This is a genomic window from Vreelandella zhanjiangensis DSM 21076 (assembly GCF_000377665.1).
Classification (GTDB): domain Bacteria; phylum Pseudomonadota; class Gammaproteobacteria; order Pseudomonadales; family Halomonadaceae; genus Vreelandella; species Vreelandella zhanjiangensis.
Genome location: NZ_KB898646.1, coordinates 878,337 through 895,857 on the forward strand (window position 1 = coordinate 878,337; position 17,521 = coordinate 895,857).

The 17,521-nt window shown below is 56.3% G+C and carries 14 protein-coding genes; 7 read left to right on the forward strand and 7 right to left on the reverse strand.

From position 1 onward, the window contains the following. Positions 1-179 precede the first annotated feature (179 nt). The 7 genes from D467_RS0103965 to D467_RS0103995 all read left to right on the forward strand — a co-directional run bounded on the left by D467_RS0103965 (position 180) and on the right by D467_RS0103995 (position 9,997). On the forward strand, positions 180-1,880 hold the full coding sequence (locus D467_RS0103965; protein ID WP_018916216.1) for a SulP family inorganic anion transporter: 1,701 nt from the start codon (positions 180-182) through the stop codon (positions 1,878-1,880). Positions 1,881-2,091: 211 nt separating this feature from the next. Beyond that, positions 2,092-3,252 (forward strand): TAXI family TRAP transporter solute-binding subunit, encoded by a 1,161-nt coding sequence (locus D467_RS0103970; protein ID WP_018916217.1) that lies wholly within the window; start codon positions 2,092-2,094, stop codon positions 3,250-3,252. A 102-nt stretch (positions 3,253-3,354) separates the two neighbouring features. Then, positions 3,355-5,370 (forward strand): TRAP transporter permease, encoded by a 2,016-nt coding sequence (locus D467_RS0103975; RefSeq protein ID WP_018916218.1) that lies wholly within the window; start codon positions 3,355-3,357, stop codon positions 5,368-5,370. Between the two features lie 96 nt (positions 5,371-5,466). Beyond that, positions 5,467-6,882 (forward strand): enoyl-CoA hydratase/isomerase family protein, encoded by a 1,416-nt coding sequence (locus tag D467_RS0103980; RefSeq protein WP_018916219.1) that lies wholly within the window; start codon positions 5,467-5,469, stop codon positions 6,880-6,882. Between the two features lie 2 nt (positions 6,883-6,884). Beyond that, positions 6,885-8,078, forward strand: a complete 1,194-nt coding sequence (locus D467_RS0103985; RefSeq protein WP_018916220.1) for an acyl-CoA dehydrogenase family protein — start codon at positions 6,885-6,887, stop codon at positions 8,076-8,078. A gap of 10 nt (positions 8,079-8,088) precedes the next feature. Then, positions 8,089-9,207 carry an acyl-CoA dehydrogenase family protein gene (locus D467_RS0103990; protein WP_018916221.1) on the forward strand — a complete coding sequence of 373 codons (1,119 nt, stop codon included), beginning with the start codon at positions 8,089-8,091 and terminating at the stop codon, positions 9,205-9,207. A gap of 10 nt (positions 9,208-9,217) precedes the next feature. Then, complete coding sequence (locus D467_RS0103995; RefSeq protein WP_018916222.1) at positions 9,218-9,997, forward strand: enoyl-CoA hydratase/isomerase family protein; 780 nt, start codon at positions 9,218-9,220, stop codon at positions 9,995-9,997. On the opposite strand, the gene D467_RS0104000 is transcribed toward D467_RS0103995, so the two are convergent. From D467_RS0104000 to D467_RS0104030, 7 genes are all read right to left on the reverse strand, one after another. Next, positions 9,979-10,938: an NAD(P)H-dependent flavin oxidoreductase gene (locus D467_RS0104000; protein WP_018916223.1), complete on the reverse strand. Its 960-nt coding sequence runs from the start codon at positions 10,936-10,938 to the stop codon at positions 9,979-9,981. The two genes, D467_RS0103995 and D467_RS0104000, sit on opposite strands and share 19 nt — an antisense overlap. 74 nt (positions 10,939-11,012) lie before the next feature. Next, positions 11,013-11,939 (reverse strand): electron transfer flavoprotein subunit alpha/FixB family protein, encoded by a 927-nt coding sequence (locus tag D467_RS0104005; RefSeq protein ID WP_018916224.1) that lies wholly within the window; start codon positions 11,937-11,939, stop codon positions 11,013-11,015. Positions 11,940-11,953: 14 nt separating this feature from the next. After that, positions 11,954-12,703 (reverse strand): electron transfer flavoprotein subunit beta/FixA family protein, encoded by a 750-nt coding sequence (locus D467_RS0104010; protein WP_018916225.1) that lies wholly within the window; start codon positions 12,701-12,703, stop codon positions 11,954-11,956. Between the two features lie 164 nt (positions 12,704-12,867). After that, the gene (locus D467_RS0104015) at positions 12,868-14,256 is read right to left on the reverse strand and encodes a hypothetical protein (RefSeq protein WP_018916226.1); all 1,389 of its coding nucleotides are present in this window, start codon (positions 14,254-14,256) and stop codon (positions 12,868-12,870) included. Then, positions 14,253-14,732: a PaaI family thioesterase gene (locus tag D467_RS0104020; RefSeq protein ID WP_018916227.1), complete on the reverse strand. Its 480-nt coding sequence runs from the start codon at positions 14,730-14,732 to the stop codon at positions 14,253-14,255. Before D467_RS0104020 ends, D467_RS0104015 begins: the two co-directional genes overlap by 4 nt. Continuing rightward, on the reverse strand, positions 14,729-16,366 hold the full coding sequence (locus D467_RS0104025) for a class I adenylate-forming enzyme family protein (RefSeq protein ID WP_018916228.1): 1,638 nt from the start codon (positions 16,364-16,366) through the stop codon (positions 14,729-14,731). The genes D467_RS0104020 and D467_RS0104025 overlap by 4 nt, the downstream gene beginning before the upstream one ends. Continuing rightward, the gene (locus tag D467_RS0104030; RefSeq protein WP_018916229.1) at positions 16,366-17,517 is read right to left on the reverse strand and encodes an acyl-CoA dehydrogenase family protein; all 1,152 of its coding nucleotides are present in this window, start codon (positions 17,515-17,517) and stop codon (positions 16,366-16,368) included. The genes D467_RS0104025 and D467_RS0104030 overlap by 1 nt, the downstream gene beginning before the upstream one ends. Positions 17,518-17,521 lie beyond the last annotated feature (4 nt).

Sequence of the window (17,521 nt, forward strand, 5' to 3'; positions counted from 1 at the left end):
GTAAGCATTTTTCATGAGCTTAACGGGTTACGCTTATGAAAGAAGTAGCACTTTGGGGGAAGAGATAAGTAATTTATCCAGCAACGCCGCAATGATGGCTTTAACGCGTTAATATAGTCATATAAAGAAAGAACTATCGGTTCTTAAAAAAACACAGCTTCCAAACGGTCCATAAGTTCATGCTGAAGCGTTACTTGCCTATTTTTACGTGGCTGCCTCACTATCATAAGCGCTTGCTGGGCGCTGATATGCTGGCGGGTGTCATTGTTACCGCCATGGTGATTCCACAGTCGCTGGCTTATGCATTGCTGGCGGGATTGCCTGCCGTTGTTGGTTTGTACGCCAGCATCCTGCCCCAACTGTTTTATACCCTGATGGGAACAAGCCGCACGCTTGCCGTAGGGCCAGTGGCCATTATTGCGCTAATGACCGGCGCGGCACTCTCATCTATTGCCCAGCCTGGCACAGAGGCGTATCTGCAGGCCGCGTTAGTCCTTTCGCTACTTTCAGGCCTGATATTGGTGACCATGGGCGCGCTTCGCATGGGCTTTTTTAGCAACTTTTTAAGCCACCCCGTTATTTCAGGCTTTTTAACCGCCTCGGGCATATTAATTGCGGCAAGCCAGCTAGGTAGCTTGCTGGGTGTGTCCAGCAGTGGTTTTACCCTGATTGAACGAGCCATCACGCTAATCCCCAATTTACCCGCGTTTAACCCCTACACACTTGGGATAGGCGCCGGTACGCTGACGTTTTTAATCGCCATGCGCCGTTATGGCAAGCAGACCCTCACCCGGTTTGGTATCCCCCCCGCCCTTGCTGATTTGCTCACCAAGGCAGGTCCGGTGTTTGCGGTAGTTGCTACCTCACTGATCACCTGGCATTGGCAGCTGGCAGCGTCAGGTGTCGCGGTGGTCGGCGCCATCCCCAGCGGCTTGCCCGCCCTCAGCTTTCCCTGGGCAGACGCTTCACTATGGCGAGCGTTATTAATCCCGGCGCTGCTGATCAGCTTGGTAGGTTTTGTTGAGTCGGTTTCCATGGGACAAATGCTCGCTGCCAAACGGCGCCAGCGTATTTCCCCCAATCAGGAGTTGATTGGTTTGGGAGCAGCCAATCTTGCCGCCGGTATCACTAGCGGTATGCCGGTCACTGGCGGCTTATCGCGCACCGTTATCAACTACGATGCTGGGGCACAAACGCCCGCTGCTGGCGCCTTTGCAGCCTTGGGTATTGCGCTGGTCACCATGTCGTTTACCGGTTGGCTTTACTACCTGCCCATTGCCACACTGGCTGCGACTATTTCGGTATCCATACTCACTCTGGTGGATATCCCCATGCTGCGCCAAACGTGGCGCTATTCGCGCAGTGATTTTGCCGCAATGGCAGTGACCATCCTGCTAACCTTGGTAGAAGGTATTGAAGCGGGCATTATCGGCGGCGTCACTCTGTCTATTGCGCTATTTCTTTACCGTACCAGCCGCCCGCATAGCGCTATTGTGGGCCGGGTGCCCGATACCGAACATTTTCGTAATACCGCCCGCCATGATGTGGAAACCGTCAGCAACGTGGCGTTACTGCGTATTGATGAAAGCCTCTATTTCGCTAACGCCCGCTATTTGGAAGATACCGTCTACAACCTGGTTGCAAGCCATCCTGAGCTTGAGCACGTTGTGCTGATTTGCTCCGCGGTTAACCTGATTGATGCTTCCGCCTTGGAAAGCCTGGATGCAATCAATGCCCGGCTGAAAGACTCCAACGTGAAGCTGCATCTATCTGAGGTGAAAGGCCCCGTCATGGACAAGCTGAAAAAGAGTGATTTTTTGGACGCTCTGACAGGCCGGGTTTTTTTGAGTACTTACGCGGCCTGGCGCGAATTCTCATAATTTACTTGCTCATTCAATTTTTTGAAAAGCCAGGTTTTTACCTGGCTTTTTGCATTTCAGATGAGGGTGTTTTTGGTCTGGATTGACAACAGCATTGACATTTCCCCATTGGCTTACCTACTATCACTCGACCACTAAGCAAAACCAAATACCGCATAGCAAAACACTAAGTAACTAAATGTAACGACAAACATAATAATGGAGCCTGCCAATGCGCCCTTTCGCCCATCGCCTTCTCATCGCCGCCTTACCACTTTCGTTGTTAAGTGCCGCTGTTACCTATGCCAACGAGGTTGAATTGCCCTCCACCATGGCATGGACTGCCTACGGCACTAACTCGAGCGGTTACGCTCAAGCCGTGGCCATCGGCAATATGCTGCAAAACAAATACGACTCATCGGTGCGCATTCTGCCGGGAGACAACGATGTCTCTCGCATGACACCGCTAAAGCAAGGGCGTGTTGACCTTTGTGCGTGCGGTATAGCCAGTTACTACGGCGCTGAAGGCGTGATGATGTTTGCCGATCGCGACTGGGGCCCTCAGCCGCTGCGCGTGATTACCACGTCGACTGCCTCTTTTGGCCTTTCTCTGGCGGTGGCGGGCGATCTGGATGTTGAAACACCCGCAGATCTAGCGGGCAAGCGCATTGCCTATATACGCGGCGATGATGCGCTAAATAAAGGCACCGAAGCGTACCTGGCGTTTGGCGGGCTTACCTGGGATGACGTTGAACGGGTCGATTACCCAGGCTACGGCCGTTCGTTTGATGGCATTATCGCCGGTGATGTAGACGCCTCATTTACGACCACTGTCACTCCTCCGGCCCAGCAGCTTGCCAGCAGCCCGCGCGGTATCAGCTGGCCGGTGCTCGACCCTAACGATGAAGCAGGCTGGGAGCGCATGGCCGCGGTGGCGCCTTATTTTCGCCCTCATGAAGCCACATCAGGCGCAGGCGGCATCAGCGCGGACAATCCGGTGCCCAGTGCCAGCTATCCGTATCCTATCGTGGTGGCCAATCAAGACCTGGAAGACAACGTCGCTTACGGCCTGATCAAAGCGATGCAGGAGAATTTTGACGACTACAAGGATAACGCTCCCGGTGCGCTTGGTTACGCCTTGGATCAGCAGGACCTTCAATGGGTAGTGCCGTTCCACGACGCCGTGGTCGAGTACTACAAAGAGATCGATGTATGGACCGATGAAATGCAGGCGCACCAGGATAAACTGGTTGAACGCCAGAACGTGCTGTTAAGCGCCTGGGAAAGCTTTATGCAGGACGCACCCAGTGATGACGAGGCCTTTACTACCGCATGGATGGAAGCCCGCGCCAGCGCATTGAGTGATGCCGGCTTCGAACCGATCTTCGAGTAATACTCAAGTCCTCGGGCAATACGTCAAAGGGCGGCATTCGCCGCCCTCTGCTGATTGACGATCTTTCCATATCATAGTCGCCATAACCAAAGATACCTCGCCATGACTACAGATACTGCTCCTGCCAATAATCAGCAGGTTAAAGAAAAGATCAGCCAGATCCGTGAGCTGCCCCCGGCGCTGCGCTGGGTCCCCGCCACAGTGACCGTCATTTTGATGCTGATGACGCTGGATTTTCTTTTCAACCTGGGGTTGCTTACCTTTGTCACGGGCCTGGAAACACAATTTTATTACGCTGTGGTCGCGCTTCTGCTTCCCTTGGTTTTCTTGCTTTGGCCCATGCGTAGCAGCCAGCAGGAGCAGCCTATCCCGTGGTACGACTATCTGCTAAGTGCTGCAACGCTCATCGTGGGTGGCTACTTTGTTGTTAACGCGGTGCCCATTCTGGAGCGCGGCTGGGCGTTCGACGCTCCGCAGCTTGCGATCTATGCAAGCTACGCCTACTGGTTATTAATCGTTGAGGCGGCCCGGCGAGCTGGCGGCTTGCCCATTGCGATTATTGCAGGTGTGTTCTCGCTTTATCCGCTGGTGGCTGACATTGTCCCTGGGCCAATCCAGGCGTTCCCATCCACCCTTGAACAAACCGCCATGTACCACACCATGAGTACCGAAAGCATCATGGGGGTACCGTTACAGGCATTCGCGGGCCTGGTAATCGGCTTTTTGGTATTTGGCGTTGTGCTGCAAAAAAGCGGTGGCGGCAAGTTTTTCATCAATCTGGCGTTTGCGTTGCTAGGCCATGTGCGCGGCGGCCCGGCCAAAGTTTCGATTTTCTCGAGTGGCCTGATGGGCTCCATGAGCGGTAGCGTCATCAGTAACGTGCTCACTACCGGCGTATTATCAATTCCGGCCATGCGGCGTATCGGCATGAGCCGCTCTTTTGCGGGCGGCGTTGAAGCCTGTGCCTCAACAGGCGGCGTGTTAATGCCCCCGGTAATGGGTGCCACAGCGTTTGTCATGGCGATGTTTCTGGACATTCCCTATTCGGCCGTGGCGCTTGCCGCCGTTATTCCCTCTATCCTGTATTTTTTAGGCCTTTTTATTCAGATAGACGCCTACGCCGCGCGTCACGATATAAAAGGCCTGCCGGCCATTGAGCTGCCTTCGCTGAAGCAGACACTCAAAGAGGGCTGGTACTTTATTTTCGTTTTCGCCTTACTCGTCTGGATGCTGCTGATCATGCAGCGCGAAGCCGTGGCGCCGTTTTACGCCACCGCCCTCCTGCTGGTGCTCAATCAGTTCTCCAAGCACAACCGCTGGGGCTGGAAGGACGTAGCCGATACGCTGTCATCGGCGGCTAAGCTGTTTGCCGAGCTGATTGCCATTCTGGCAGGCGTCGGCATGCTGGTCGGCGCACTTTCGATGACCGGCCTTTCCGGCACCATCGCTAATGATTTCATTAATATCGCCGGAGGCAGCGTGCCCTTGCTGCTGATTATGGGCGCCGTTACCAGCTTCGTGCTTGGCATTGGCATGACCGTCACCGCGGCTTATATCTTCCTGGCAGTGGCTCTGGCACCAGCCTTGATTCAGGGCGGCGGCCTGGACCCCATGGCAGTACACATGTTCATCCTCTACTGGGGCATGCTGAGTTTTATCACACCGCCAGTAGCGCTGGGGGCGTTTGCCGCTGCTACCGTTGCCGGTGCCCGGCCGATGGAAACAGGCCTACAGGCGATGCGCCTGGGTAGCGTCATTTACTTTATTCCTTTTTTGTTCGTACTTAACCCCGCGCTAATTATGCAGGGCACGCCGCTTATGATCGTTGCCGTGTTTATCCAGGCGGTTATCGGCATCATCTTGTTTGCCTCAGCCATGCAGGGCTATCTGATGGGCGTTGGCCGCCTGGGTTATGGCGCCCTGCAGGAGATCATCATTCGCAGCTTGATTCTTATCGCGGGGCTGTTGCTGGCATTACCCGGGGGTGGAATGGTGCCGCTGAGCCAATGGGAGCTAATTGGTCTGGCACTTGCCGCACTAGTGCCCGGCATTTTGTTGGCACGCTTAAGCCAACGCTATCATCAGCGCTCTCATGCCCCGACGGCCATAGAACCTTGATGGCAGCCTAGGACACGTTAACTAATGATTTATATAGTCAACTAACGATTTACATAGATATTACCAATGCCACTAAACACAGCACGGGAGCAGGCCATGTCCGTTCATTATCAGCGCCACGGCGATATAGGCGTTATCCAAATTGCCAACCCACCGGTTAACGCCCTGGGTCAGGCAGTGCGCAGTGGCTTGATCAATGCGCTTGAAGAAGGCATTGCCGACTCTGACGCTAAAGCGCTGGTGCTATTAGCAGAGGGGCGAACCTTTATTGCCGGCGCGGATATTCGTGAGTTTGGCAAGCCGCCCCAAGCGCCGCTTTTACCGGATGTGATTGCTCAACTCGAAGCCTGCCCGAAACCTTTAATTGCGGCGCTACACGGTACGGCGCTCGGCGGCGGCTTGGAGGTAGCGCTGGGCTGCCACTACCGCACCGCACTGGAAGGCACCCGCGTAGGGCTGCCAGAAGTAAAGCTGGGCCTACTGCCCGGCGCGGGAGGCACCCAACGGCTGCCACGCTTAGTCGGCGTTGAGCGTGCGCTCGAAATGATTACTAGCGGGCGCTTCATTGAGGCTACAGAAGCGCTTGAGGCGGGGATCATTGATGACGTTAGCACCGCCAAGACACCGCTTGAAGCGGGCTTATCAGCGGCACACGCGGTGTTATCCGGCCAACAAACCTCGCGTATTACCGGCACCCTGCCTGCGCCTGAAAGCGACTCGCAAGCGATTGCCGATACGCGTAAGCGCCTTACTTGGGAAACGCCGGAACTTTTTTCACCGTTTCGCATTGTTGAAGCAATCGAAGCAAGCGTAACGGCTGACTCGCTTCAAGGCGGGTTGCGCCGCGAGCGGGAGCTTTTTGTCGCCTGTATGGATTCGCCTCAGCGTGCGGGGCTTATTCATCTGTTTTTCGCTGCGCGCAGCCCGCACATTGTCCCTGGGGTCGAGAATGCCAGCGCCTTTAACCAAGTGGCGTTAATCGGCGAGCATCCGCTATTTGAACGCTTACAAAAAGCCGCCCAGCGGGCCGGCATTCAGTTAACTGATACTGCTAACGAAAACACCGAGCTGTGCCTTATTGCATCGACAAGCCATGCGGAGCAACCACTCCATATTACTACCATTACCCTGACCGAAATTGGCAATCAAGGTGACATCAACACCGCGTTAAGCCTGGTCATTCCCCAAAGTGGTGATTTGATTGAGCTGGTCAATCTAGGCGCTGAGCCGCTTACTCAGCAACGCGCTGCGCTTACGCTCAAAGCCCTTAGGGCAAACGTAGTGGTCAGCCAGAAGCGTAGCTTACTCAACACACTGTACGAAGCGACTCAGCAGGCCCCAGCCAGCGAAAAACGCTCAGCCCTTGAACAGGCAAGCATCGGCATTGCACAGCAGGGCTTTTGCTACCGCGAAAGCGATATCGATTTACTCGCGGTAGAGGCGCTGGGCTACCCGCGCCACTTAGGTGGGCCGCACCGCCAGGCAGCGCTCTCAACGGCTAAGGACGTATAACGATGAATCTTACCTTTAGCCCCGAAGAGCAGGCATTTCGCGCCCAGGTTCGTCGTTTTCTAGCCGATGCGTTGCCCGGTGATATCCGTGAGCGCGTGCGCCTGGGGCGTCATCTGCGAGCCGATGATCATCTACGCTGGCAGAACATTCTTAGCGCGCAGGGCTGGCTAGCCGCTAATTGGCCAACGGAGCACGGCGGCCCCGGCTGGGGGCCTGTCGAGCGGCATATATTCGATGAGGAGTGTGCCGCAGCTCACGCGCCGACGGTCGTGCCCTTCGGGGTTAACATGGTGGCCCCGGTTATCATGAAATTCGGCAGTCCTGAGCAGCAACAGCACTATCTGCCGCGCATTTTGAGCAACCAGGATTGGTGGTGCCAGGGCTACTCAGAGCCAGGCGCAGGCTCTGACCTGGCGGGGTTGAATACACGCGCCGTACGCGAAGGCGATCACTACATCGTTAACGGCCAGAAGACCTGGACCACGCTGGGCCAGCACGCCAACATGCTGTTTTGTCTGGTGCGCACCAACCCGGATGCCAAGAAACAGGCGGGCATCAGTTTTTTACTGATTGATATGCAGAGCCCAGGCATTACGGTGCGCCCGATCATTACCCTCGATGGTGCCCACGAGGTAAATGAAGTGTTTTTAGACAACGTCCGGGTGCCGGTTGAAAATCGCGTGGGTGAAGAGGGCCAGGGATGGACCTGCGCCAAGTTTCTACTTACCCATGAACGTACCGGTATTGCCGGTCTGGGCCACGCCAAGCAAGCACTGCGTCATTTGAAATCGCTGGCCAGCCGTATTGAGCATCGTGGCAAGCCTTTGCTGGCGCTACCTAGCTTTCGTTTACGGGTGGTAAAGGCGGAGCTTGAGCTCATGGCCCTTGAAGTCACCAACCTACGCGTGATTGCGGCCACCCGGGATGGCGGCGCCCCCGGCGCGGAAAGCTCGCTACTCAAGGTACGCGGGTCTGAGCTTCGCCAGGAGCTAAGCGAGCTGACTCGGCGTGCGCTTGGCCCGGCGGCGCTGCCCTTCTTTCCTGATTTTCTGCACGGCGATGCACCGTTGGATGACGCCAACGCGCAAAGCGCGTCCGCCAGCGCGCAGTATTTTAATCGCCGCAAGCTATCGATTTATGGCGGCGCCAATGAAATACAAAAAAGTATCGTCGCCAAAACCATTCTAGAAATGTAAGGACGCCACCATGGATTTTGCTTTGACCGACGAGCAGCGCATGCTCGAAGAGACGCTCACCCGCTTGGTGGCTGATCAGGTTTCCCCCACCCAGCGTCGCGCCATGCTGGATGCACCCCGCCAAGCGCCCTCTACGCTTTGGCGTACCTTTGCCGAGCTTGGCTTGCTGCATATGCCCTTTAGCGAAGCGGTGGGCGGTTTAGGCGGTGATGGTACGGATCTTATGATTATCATGCAGGCGCTGGGCCGTGGGCTGGTACCCGAAGCCTATGTGGCAGGCCTGGTGCTGCCGGGCCAGCTCCTCGCCTTGACCGCCAACAGCGTGCAGCAAACCCGCTGGCTGGCCCCGCTCCTTGAGGGTGAGCATCAATTGGCGCTCGCCTGGCAAGAGCATGGTGCCCGCTACGATGCCTTTGCCGTATCTACCCAAGCTATAAAGCACAACGTTCAATGGCGGTTAACCGGCAGAAAAGATGTCGTGCTGAACCTGGAAGCCGCTGCCGCCTACTTGGTCACCGCTCGGCTGGAAAGCGGTAAGCTAGGCCTATTTATCTTGCCTGCGGGCACTCCCGGCCTATCGCTGCACCTCTACCGCACCATGGATGACCAGGCCGCCGGCGACCTAACCCTTGATGACGTTACGCTGCCAGATGAAAACTGCCTGAGTGAAGATGTCAGTGAGGCGCTGATCGACGTGCTTGCCTTGGGCCGCGCGGCGCTATGTGCCGACGCCATTGGGGCGATGGAAGAGGCCTGCGATCAAACCCTGGCCTATTTAAAGGATCGCAAGCAATTTGGGCTGCCGCTCGCGACGTTCCAAGCGCTTCAGCACCGCATGGTCGATATGCACCTACACCTTGAGCAATCGCGTTCCATGGCGATTTTAGCTTGCACCAGCCTGTCACTGCCCGCTGATGAGCGGGACTATAAAATAGCCGCGGCCAAGGCGTATTGTGGTGAGTCAGCACGCTTTATTGCCGAGCAGGCGATTCAGCTCCACGGCGGTATGGGCATGACAGAAGAGTGCCATGTGGCTCACTATGCCAAGCATCTGGTCATGTTTGATCACTATCTTGGCGATAGCGACTATCACCTTGAGACGGTCAGTGACCAGCTAAGCGTTGCTTAAGGAGCTTTGTATGCCGGATAACCCTAGTGAGTTGATTAGTCTCAGTGCGATTGAAAACGGTATCGTCGAAGTTGCCATCAACCGGCCAGATGTTCGCAATGCGCTAAATGAGCCTACCGCTCTGGCGCTTAACGAAGCACTCGCAAACGTGGCACAGGATGACCGGGTGCGCTGCGTGATTATTTACGGTTCAGGTAGTGCATTCTGCGCTGGCGCAGACCTTGCCGAGTTTGAAAAGGCGGCCTCCCAGCCGGCCAGCGAGCGGCTTGAGACACTCTTTTTACCCGCTTTGCGCACCTTGATGACGATGGAAAAACCGGTGATTGCGGCGGTCAGTGGTGCGGCAGCAGGCATTGGTGTTTCCTATGTGCTCGCCAGCGATATGGTGGTCATGGGACGTTCGGCTTACCTCAAGCTCGCCTTTATCAATATTGGCTTGATTCCCGATGGCGGCGCCTGTTGGCACTTGGTGCGCCAGCTTGGTCATGCCCAGGCTTTTGAAATGGCCGCGCTGGCAACCCCGATTACGGCTGAACGCTGCATGGCACTTGGCCTGGCCAACCGCGTTGTGGAAGATGACCAGGTGCTGGTGCAAGCCCGCGCGCTGGCGCAGGCATTGGTTGGTCAATCACCCCAAGCGTTGAGCGCAACCAAGCGTGCATTGCGGGAAGCGGCACAGCATTCGCTTGGCGATACCATGAAATTAGAGGGGGAACTGCAGGATCAGTGCAAAGCATCCGATGATTTTCAGACGCGAGTGGCGGCCTTTCGTCAAAGCCGCCGCAAATGAGTCAGCGCCTGCTGATAATCGCTGCGTAGCGTGGCCACTTCTTCGGCGACGCTATTAAGCGTAGTAATACTGCCCACGCCTTGCCCGGCACCCCAAATATCACGCCACGCTTTGGATTTACTGCTGCCGCCTGAACCATAGCGCATCGAGGCTTTGTCACCTTGCGGCAACGCCTCGGGGTCTAGCCCCGCTTGCTCAATACTGGCGCGCAGATAGTTACCGTGAACGCCTGTAAACAAGTTGGTATACACAATATCCACCGCCGCCGAATCCAGCACCATCTGCTTGTAAGCCGATGAAGCATTTGCCTCCTGGGTGGCGATAAAGCGCGTGCCCATGTATACCAAGTCCACGCCTAGCGCCTGGGCAGCGGCAATCTGCTTACCTTGAGTAATGGCGCCTGCCAGTACCAACGGGCCGTCGTAAAAGCGGCGCACCTCGTCCACAAAGGCAAACGGATTGAGCCCACCGGCATGCCCACCTGCACCATGGCAAACCAAAATAAGACCATCGACGCCGGCATCAATCGCTTTTTTGGCGTGTCGCAGCGTGGTCACATCATGAAATACCAGTCCGCCATAGGCATGCACCTGCTCCACCACCCGATTAGGAGCATGCAGGCTGGTAATCACCAGCGGCACCTTGAACTCGGCGCACAGCGCCACGTCGTGCTCCAGTCGATCATTCGTGGGGTGTACGATCTGATTAACCGCAAAAGGTGCAGAGGGGCATTCCGGATGGCGTTTATCATAGTCAGCCAGGGCTTGAGTGATCTGTTCGAGCCATTCCCTGAGCGTTTCAGCGGGCCGGGCATTTAGGGCCGGAAAAGCCCCGATAATGCCAGCCTGACACTGGGCAATGACCAGCTCTGGCCCAGAGACAATAAACATTGGAGAGCCGATCATCGGCAGAGTTAACGAAGCGGTTAAGCGCGTTAGCATGGGCATCTCACTGGTTATTTTTATAAGGCTTAGCGCAAAAAAGGCCCCTGGGGGGCCTTTTTGCGCCTCATGGCTTACAACTTGCTTTCAAGCTCGGGCAGGATCTCGAACAGATCGCCTACCAGGCCGTAGTCGGCCACCTGGAAGATCGGCGCTTCGTCGTCCTTGTTGATCGCGACGATCACCTTGGAGTCCTTCATGCCCGCCAGGTGCTGAATGGCGCCGGAGATCCCTACCGCGATGTACAGATCCGGGGCGACGATTTTACCGGTTTGACCAACCTGCATATCGTTGGGCACAAAGCCTGCGTCCACCGCGGCGCGCGAGGCACCTACCGCCGCACCCAGCTTGTCGGCAATCCCGTTGAGCAGCTTGAAGTTGTCGCCGTTGCCCATGCCGCGGCCACCGGAGATCACCACCTTGGCACCGCCGAGTTCGGGGCGGTCGGACTGCGCCAGTTCCTGTTTCACAAAGCTAGATTGGGTGTTCTCGACAACCACGTCTACCGCTTCCACCGTGGCGCTACCGCTGTCGCCGACCGCGTCAAACGCGGTGGTGCGTACGGTCATCACCTTAAGCACATCGTCGCTTTTCACCGTGGCGATGGCGTTGCCCGCGTAGATCGAGCGCTTGAAGGTATCCGCGCTTTCCACCCCAATCACGTCAGACAGCTGGCTGACATCTTTAAGGGCGGCCAAGCGTGGCAGCACGTTTTTGCCCGTGGTGGAGGCACTGGCTAATACGTGGGTGTAGTCGCCGGCCAGCTCGACCAGCAAGGCGCCCATGGGCTCGGCGAGCTGGTGGGCATAGACGGCGTTATCCGCCACGCGCACTTTGCTGACGCCGTCCAGCTTGGCGGCCGCGTCAGCGGCGGCTTGAACGCCCTCCCCAGCGATCAGCACATCAATATCGCCACCGATCGCTTTGGCGGCCGCCACCACATGGGCGGTTGCGCCCGCCAACTGGCCTTCATGAAGGTCGGCAAGTACCAGAATGCTCATGCGTTCGACTCCTCTTAAAGCACCTTGGCTTCGTTTTTAAGTTTATCGATCAATTCGTCCACCGAGGCGACCTTGATGCCGCCTTTGCGCTCGGCCGGGGATTCCACCTTGAGCAGGCTGACCTTGGACGCCACCTCAACGCCATAATCGGCAGGGGTCTTGACGTCCATGGGCTTTTTCTTGGCCTTCATGATGTCCGGAAGCTTGGCGTAGCGCGGCTCGTTCAGGCGCAGGTCGGTGGTCACAATCGCCGGGAGCGTCAGCGCAATCGTCTGCAGACCGCCGTCGATTTCACGGGTGACGTTGACCTTGTCCCCGTCGACAGCCACTTCCGAGGCAAACGTGCCTTGCGGCAGGTTGGTCAGCGCAGCGAGCATCTGGCCGGTTTGGTTGTTATCGGTATCGATCGCCTGTTTACCCAGAATCACCAAACCGGGCTGCTCTGCATCGACAACTTTGGCCAACAGTTTGGCGACCGCCAGCGACTCGGCCCGTTCGTCGGTTTCGATATGCAGCGCACGGTCGGCGCCCAGCGCCAGTGCGGTACGCAGCTGTTCCTGAGCGGCCTTGGGGCCAATGCTGACGGCAACGACCTCCGTGGCCACACCCTTCTCTTTGAGGCGCACGGCTTCTTCCACGGCGATTTCGCAGAAGGGGTTCATGGCCATTTTGACGTTGGTAAGATCCACGTCGGAATGATCCGCTTTAACGCGGATCTTGACGTTGTAATCGATGACGCGTTTAACCGCGACGAGAATTTTCATATGACATGCTCTCTTTGATCAGCCCTGATACGTTGAGCTAGCGGCTTGTTCAACGTTTAAAGCGCGGATGATTTATTTTGCACAGCAAAACATTATTTCACTTTATTAAAACACCTTAAAAAAACGCTCGCGATAAATCAAGCGTTCCTGCCTTTAGTGTCTGATTAAAACGGCGACCATAAAAACCAGGCCGCCAATAGAGGGATACACGCTGCCAGAAACCTTCCATTCCAACGATAGCCGATGAGCGTGGCGGGCACGCCGGTAAATCTTGATAAAATCAGCATGGAAGCGGTCATTGGTGAGGACATCAGTGCCAGTGCCCAGCCCACCATTAATGAGGCGCCGATCAGGATAGGCGAAAGACCTTCAATCATTAACGGCGGCAGCAGTCCCAGCAATAATGTAACCGTTACGATGGGATTGACACCGATCTGGGCTAACCCTACGACCATGAGCATGGCTAAGACGGCGTTAAATGCTCCCCACTGGTCGAGTACGCCCAATAGAGGGGTAAGTTGCTGAACATCGACCAGACCGACGCACAAATGCCCTAAGTAGCCTGCCGCACCCAATACCACAATTTCATTAGCACTAGGCGAAAGTAACCAGGGCAGCTGTCGATGCAGCGTACTCAACGCACCAGGTACTCCCGCATAACCAAGACGACGACGCTGCCATGCAAGCCAGATAATCGCCGCTAGCGGCGCGCCTAGTAGCGCCGCAATGGGTAAACGCAATTCACCCAGCCAGGCAATCGAGAAGACCAGCGTTACAATGGCCATCAATAGCCAACTGAACTGGACCATTGGCCGCAACGATGGTGATACAGGCTTAGCGTTATTGCCAGGTGGATGGGGGCCGGTCAAAAAATCGATGGCCCAGCCGACAAAAAATATCAGCGCGGCGGCCCCCAAAATATACGGCGCAAGCTCAAGCCAGGTAATTTGCGGCAGACTTGAGAGCACAACGGCAACGCCAATGCCCATTGGCGAAATCAGCGGCGCCAAAGCAAATCCACGCAACAACCCAAGCATCATGCGCCGCTGGCGTGCCTGCTGAACCCATACGCGCCCTTGCGCCGCTTCCAGGGTGTTACTCTTTTCAATCATCGATGCAAACAGATTCAGCACGCCAATATTCAGAATAATGCCGAAGAGTGCCGAACCTAGCGATAGGATGGGGTAACGCCGACTGGGTGGCTGCAGCAGCATACTCTGCCCACAACGGCGCACTAACCGTGAACGGTAAGCAGGTAGCCTGAGCATACTAAGCGCCACCACAAAGGTCGCAAAAAACGCAAAGCGTCCTCCAGCGTCAAAAAGCAGCTGAGCGGGTGCAGGCGAGCGCCAAAGCGCCAGTAGGCTTACCCCACCGGCTACCCCGAGCAACCCTTTGGCCATCGTTGTAAGCTGACCGCCAAGGGTCAGTAGATATAGCAGTAGCGCGCCAATTCCCAATGCTTCGAACAGACGACTACCAAGTACCAGATGGATAAGCGTTGCCGAGGTTACGACTAGCAGAAAAGATACCCGCAGGCGGGCTGGGCTCACTCGTGGCCCTCCCCAGCCAGCGGGTCTGGCATCCCCTCAGGCGACTCGCTTCCGCTGCGCCGACGAAATGCGCCCTCCCCGATGGCCACCAGGTTTCCCTGGGAATCCTTGATTTCACCGCTCGACATATACGTCTTTTGCCCACCGCCGCGTACCGTGCCTATCGCTTGGATCACTCCTTCACGGGCAGGCCCTACAAAGCTGGTGGTTAGCGAGAGCGTCATGCCGCGGCGAATATTGCCGGGTACGCTGCAGTGCAGGCCCGCAAGGCTCAAGGCGCTATCCAACATCGAGGCCAATACGCCACCGTGAACATTGCCGCTGCGATTAAGGTGCTGGGGCTTGATGGCAAGTTCGACCACGGCGCGCCCTTCCTGCCACTCCACTACCTGCATTCCCAGCAGTTCGTGATACCCCATAAGCGCCTGCTGCGGCGCGTTATCGGTTGACGACTCAGCGCTGGATGAATGACTCATGAGCGGCTCTCCTGCTGGGCTAAATCACGTTGTTGGTCTAAATCGCGTTGTTGGGCTAAATCACGCAGCCGCCCTTTAAGAATTTTGCCGCTCGCCGTAGAAGGCAGCGCATCCATTAGTACAATTTGAGTCGGTCGCTTGTAGGGCGCCAGCCGCTCGGCAATAAATGCCTTGAGTTCTGCCATATCAACCTCAATGCCCGCCTCGCACTGCACAAAAGCAACGACTTCTTCATTACCCGCGATTTGGCGTCCTACTACGGCGGTTAGCGTGACTGCCGGATGCTCGTTGATGACTGCTTCGACATCGGGGGGATAAATATTAAACCCAGAGCGAATGATCAGCTCTTTACTGCGCCCCACAATATACAGCTGGTTCTCGGCGCCAAGCCGGGCAATGTCTCCCGTATTAAGCCAGCCGTCTTCATTTAACGTCGCGCGGGTAGCTTCCGGCTGACGAAAATAGCCTTTCATGATATTGGGGCCCCGCACCCAAAGCTCGCCGACCTCATCGCCAGACGGCTCGTCGTTGCCGCTATCACTTAAAGGCTCCAGACGATATTCCAGAAGCGGCAATACCCGGCCGACCGTACTGCTGGTATAGCGGTCATCGATGCGCGTTTGGCTAATGGTGGGGCTGGCTTCGGTCAAGCCGTAACCGTTATGCAGTGTCAGACCAAAAGCTGCTTCTACACGCACTTTGGTGTCGCTATCCAGCGGCGATCCGCCGGCGGAGATATAGATTAGCTCAGGGGCTTCCAGGGAGCGCTGTTCGCGCTTTAAAAACTCCAGCGCACGGGCGTACATGGCGGGTACGCCCTGCAGAACGGTAATCCGCTCCTGCTTCAACGCAGCCAGGAGTTGGGCGGCGTCAAACCGAGGCACGGTATAAAGACAGGCCCCGTTATAAAGAGAGCCCATGCATACCGATGAAAGCCCAAATACATGCGACATGGGCAGCACGCCATACACACGCTGGCCTTGACTTAAATGGCGCATGCCGCCTGAAATCGAAGCGATATACAGGATGCCCCGGTGGGTCAGCATGACGCCCTTGGGCGTGCCCGTTGTTCCGGAGGTATAGATCATCGCCGCGACTTGGTCAGCCCCACTGGCGCTTACCGGCTCGGGGTCGCTCTCATACAAGGGCGAGATAGCCAATTCGCCCCATTGCGGATGCTGATAGCGCTCAGCCATGTGGCGCTCTGCATGCTGAGCGGCCTCAGGAGAAGCTTCACAGGTATAAAACACTCGCCGAGGTAGGCAGTTAGCCTGAATCAGGTCAACCTCTTGAGCAGAAAGGCGTGAATTGACGATGGCTAACCACACATCCATTTCGCTGGCCGCGAGAAGCAATACCACCAGGGCACGACAGTTCTCACTCACCGTCATGATACGGTCGCCAGGGCGAATGCTCAGCGTTTTTAGCCAGTGGCAGGCGGCATGTATTTCCTGACCCAGCTCGGCATAACTCCAGCGCACCTGGCCATCTACAATGGCAGGCTGGTCACCAAGACGCTGCGCGTTTTCAAGCACGCGCGTACTGAGCCGTTCAGGAAGCTCAGCCACCAGCTCGCTTGCCCAGCGTCCAAAAATCTCCTCATCCTGGGCCTGGTAGGCAACCGACAAAGTCATTAGGACGCCTCCCGCACCATATTGCGCGCAATGACGATTTGCTGAATTTGCGTGGTGCCTTCGTAGATACGAAACAGCCGCACGTCACGATAAAAGCGCTCTACCGCATACTCCGACATGTAGCCTGCACCGCCATGAACCTGCACCGCGCGATCAGCTACCCGGCCAACCATTTCAGCGCAGAACAGCTTGCAGCATGAGGCAAGCGTGGAGACGTTTTCACCATCGTCCTTGCGGCGCGCAGCGTCCATCACCATGGTTCTTCCCGCGTAGGCTTCGGTTTTACTATCGGCTAGCATCGCCTGGATCAGCTGGTGCTCGGCAAGCGCGGCGCCAAACTGCTTGCGCTCCATCGTATAACGTAACGACTCTTCCACTAGGCGCTCTGCCACGCCAACACATACCGCTGAAATATGTAGCCGCCCTCTATCCAGCACTTTCATGGCGGTTTTAAACCCTTGGCCCTCTTTGCCGCCGATAATGTTCTCGGCGGGCACTCGGCAATTATCAAAAATGATATCGCAGGTATGCGCGCCCTTTTGGCCCATCTTGTTATCAGCCGGGCCGCGGATTAAACCAGGCGTGTCACCTTCAACGATGAACGCAGAAATACCCCCGGCTCCTTTATTAGCGGGGTCTGTACGCGCCATCACGGTAAACAGGTCGGCTTCAGGGCCATTGGTGATATAGCGCTTGGTGCCATTTAAAATGTAGTGATCGCCATCGCGTACCGCCGTGGTGCGCAGGCTGGCCGCATCGGAGCCGGAATCGGGTTCGGTAAGACAAAACGAACTCAAGATTTCACCGGTAGCCAAGCGCGGTACATATTTGGCTTTTTGCTCCTCAGTGCCATCTATCAAAATGCCCTGGGCACCAATGCCGTTATTGGTCCCGAATACCGAGCGGAAGGCAGGCGAGGTTTTACCAATTTCCATGGCCACCAACGCCTCTTCTTCCATGGTAAGCCCCAGGCCGCCGTACTCTTCAGGAATGGATAAACCAAACAATCCCATTTCCTTCATTTCCGCCAGAAGCTCAGCAGGTACCGCATCCTCTTCGGCTAAGCGCGTTTCATTAGGAATTAACCGTTCGCGAACAAAGCGAGAGATGGTATCAACGAGTTGATTGAGCAATTCAGTATCACGAATCATGATG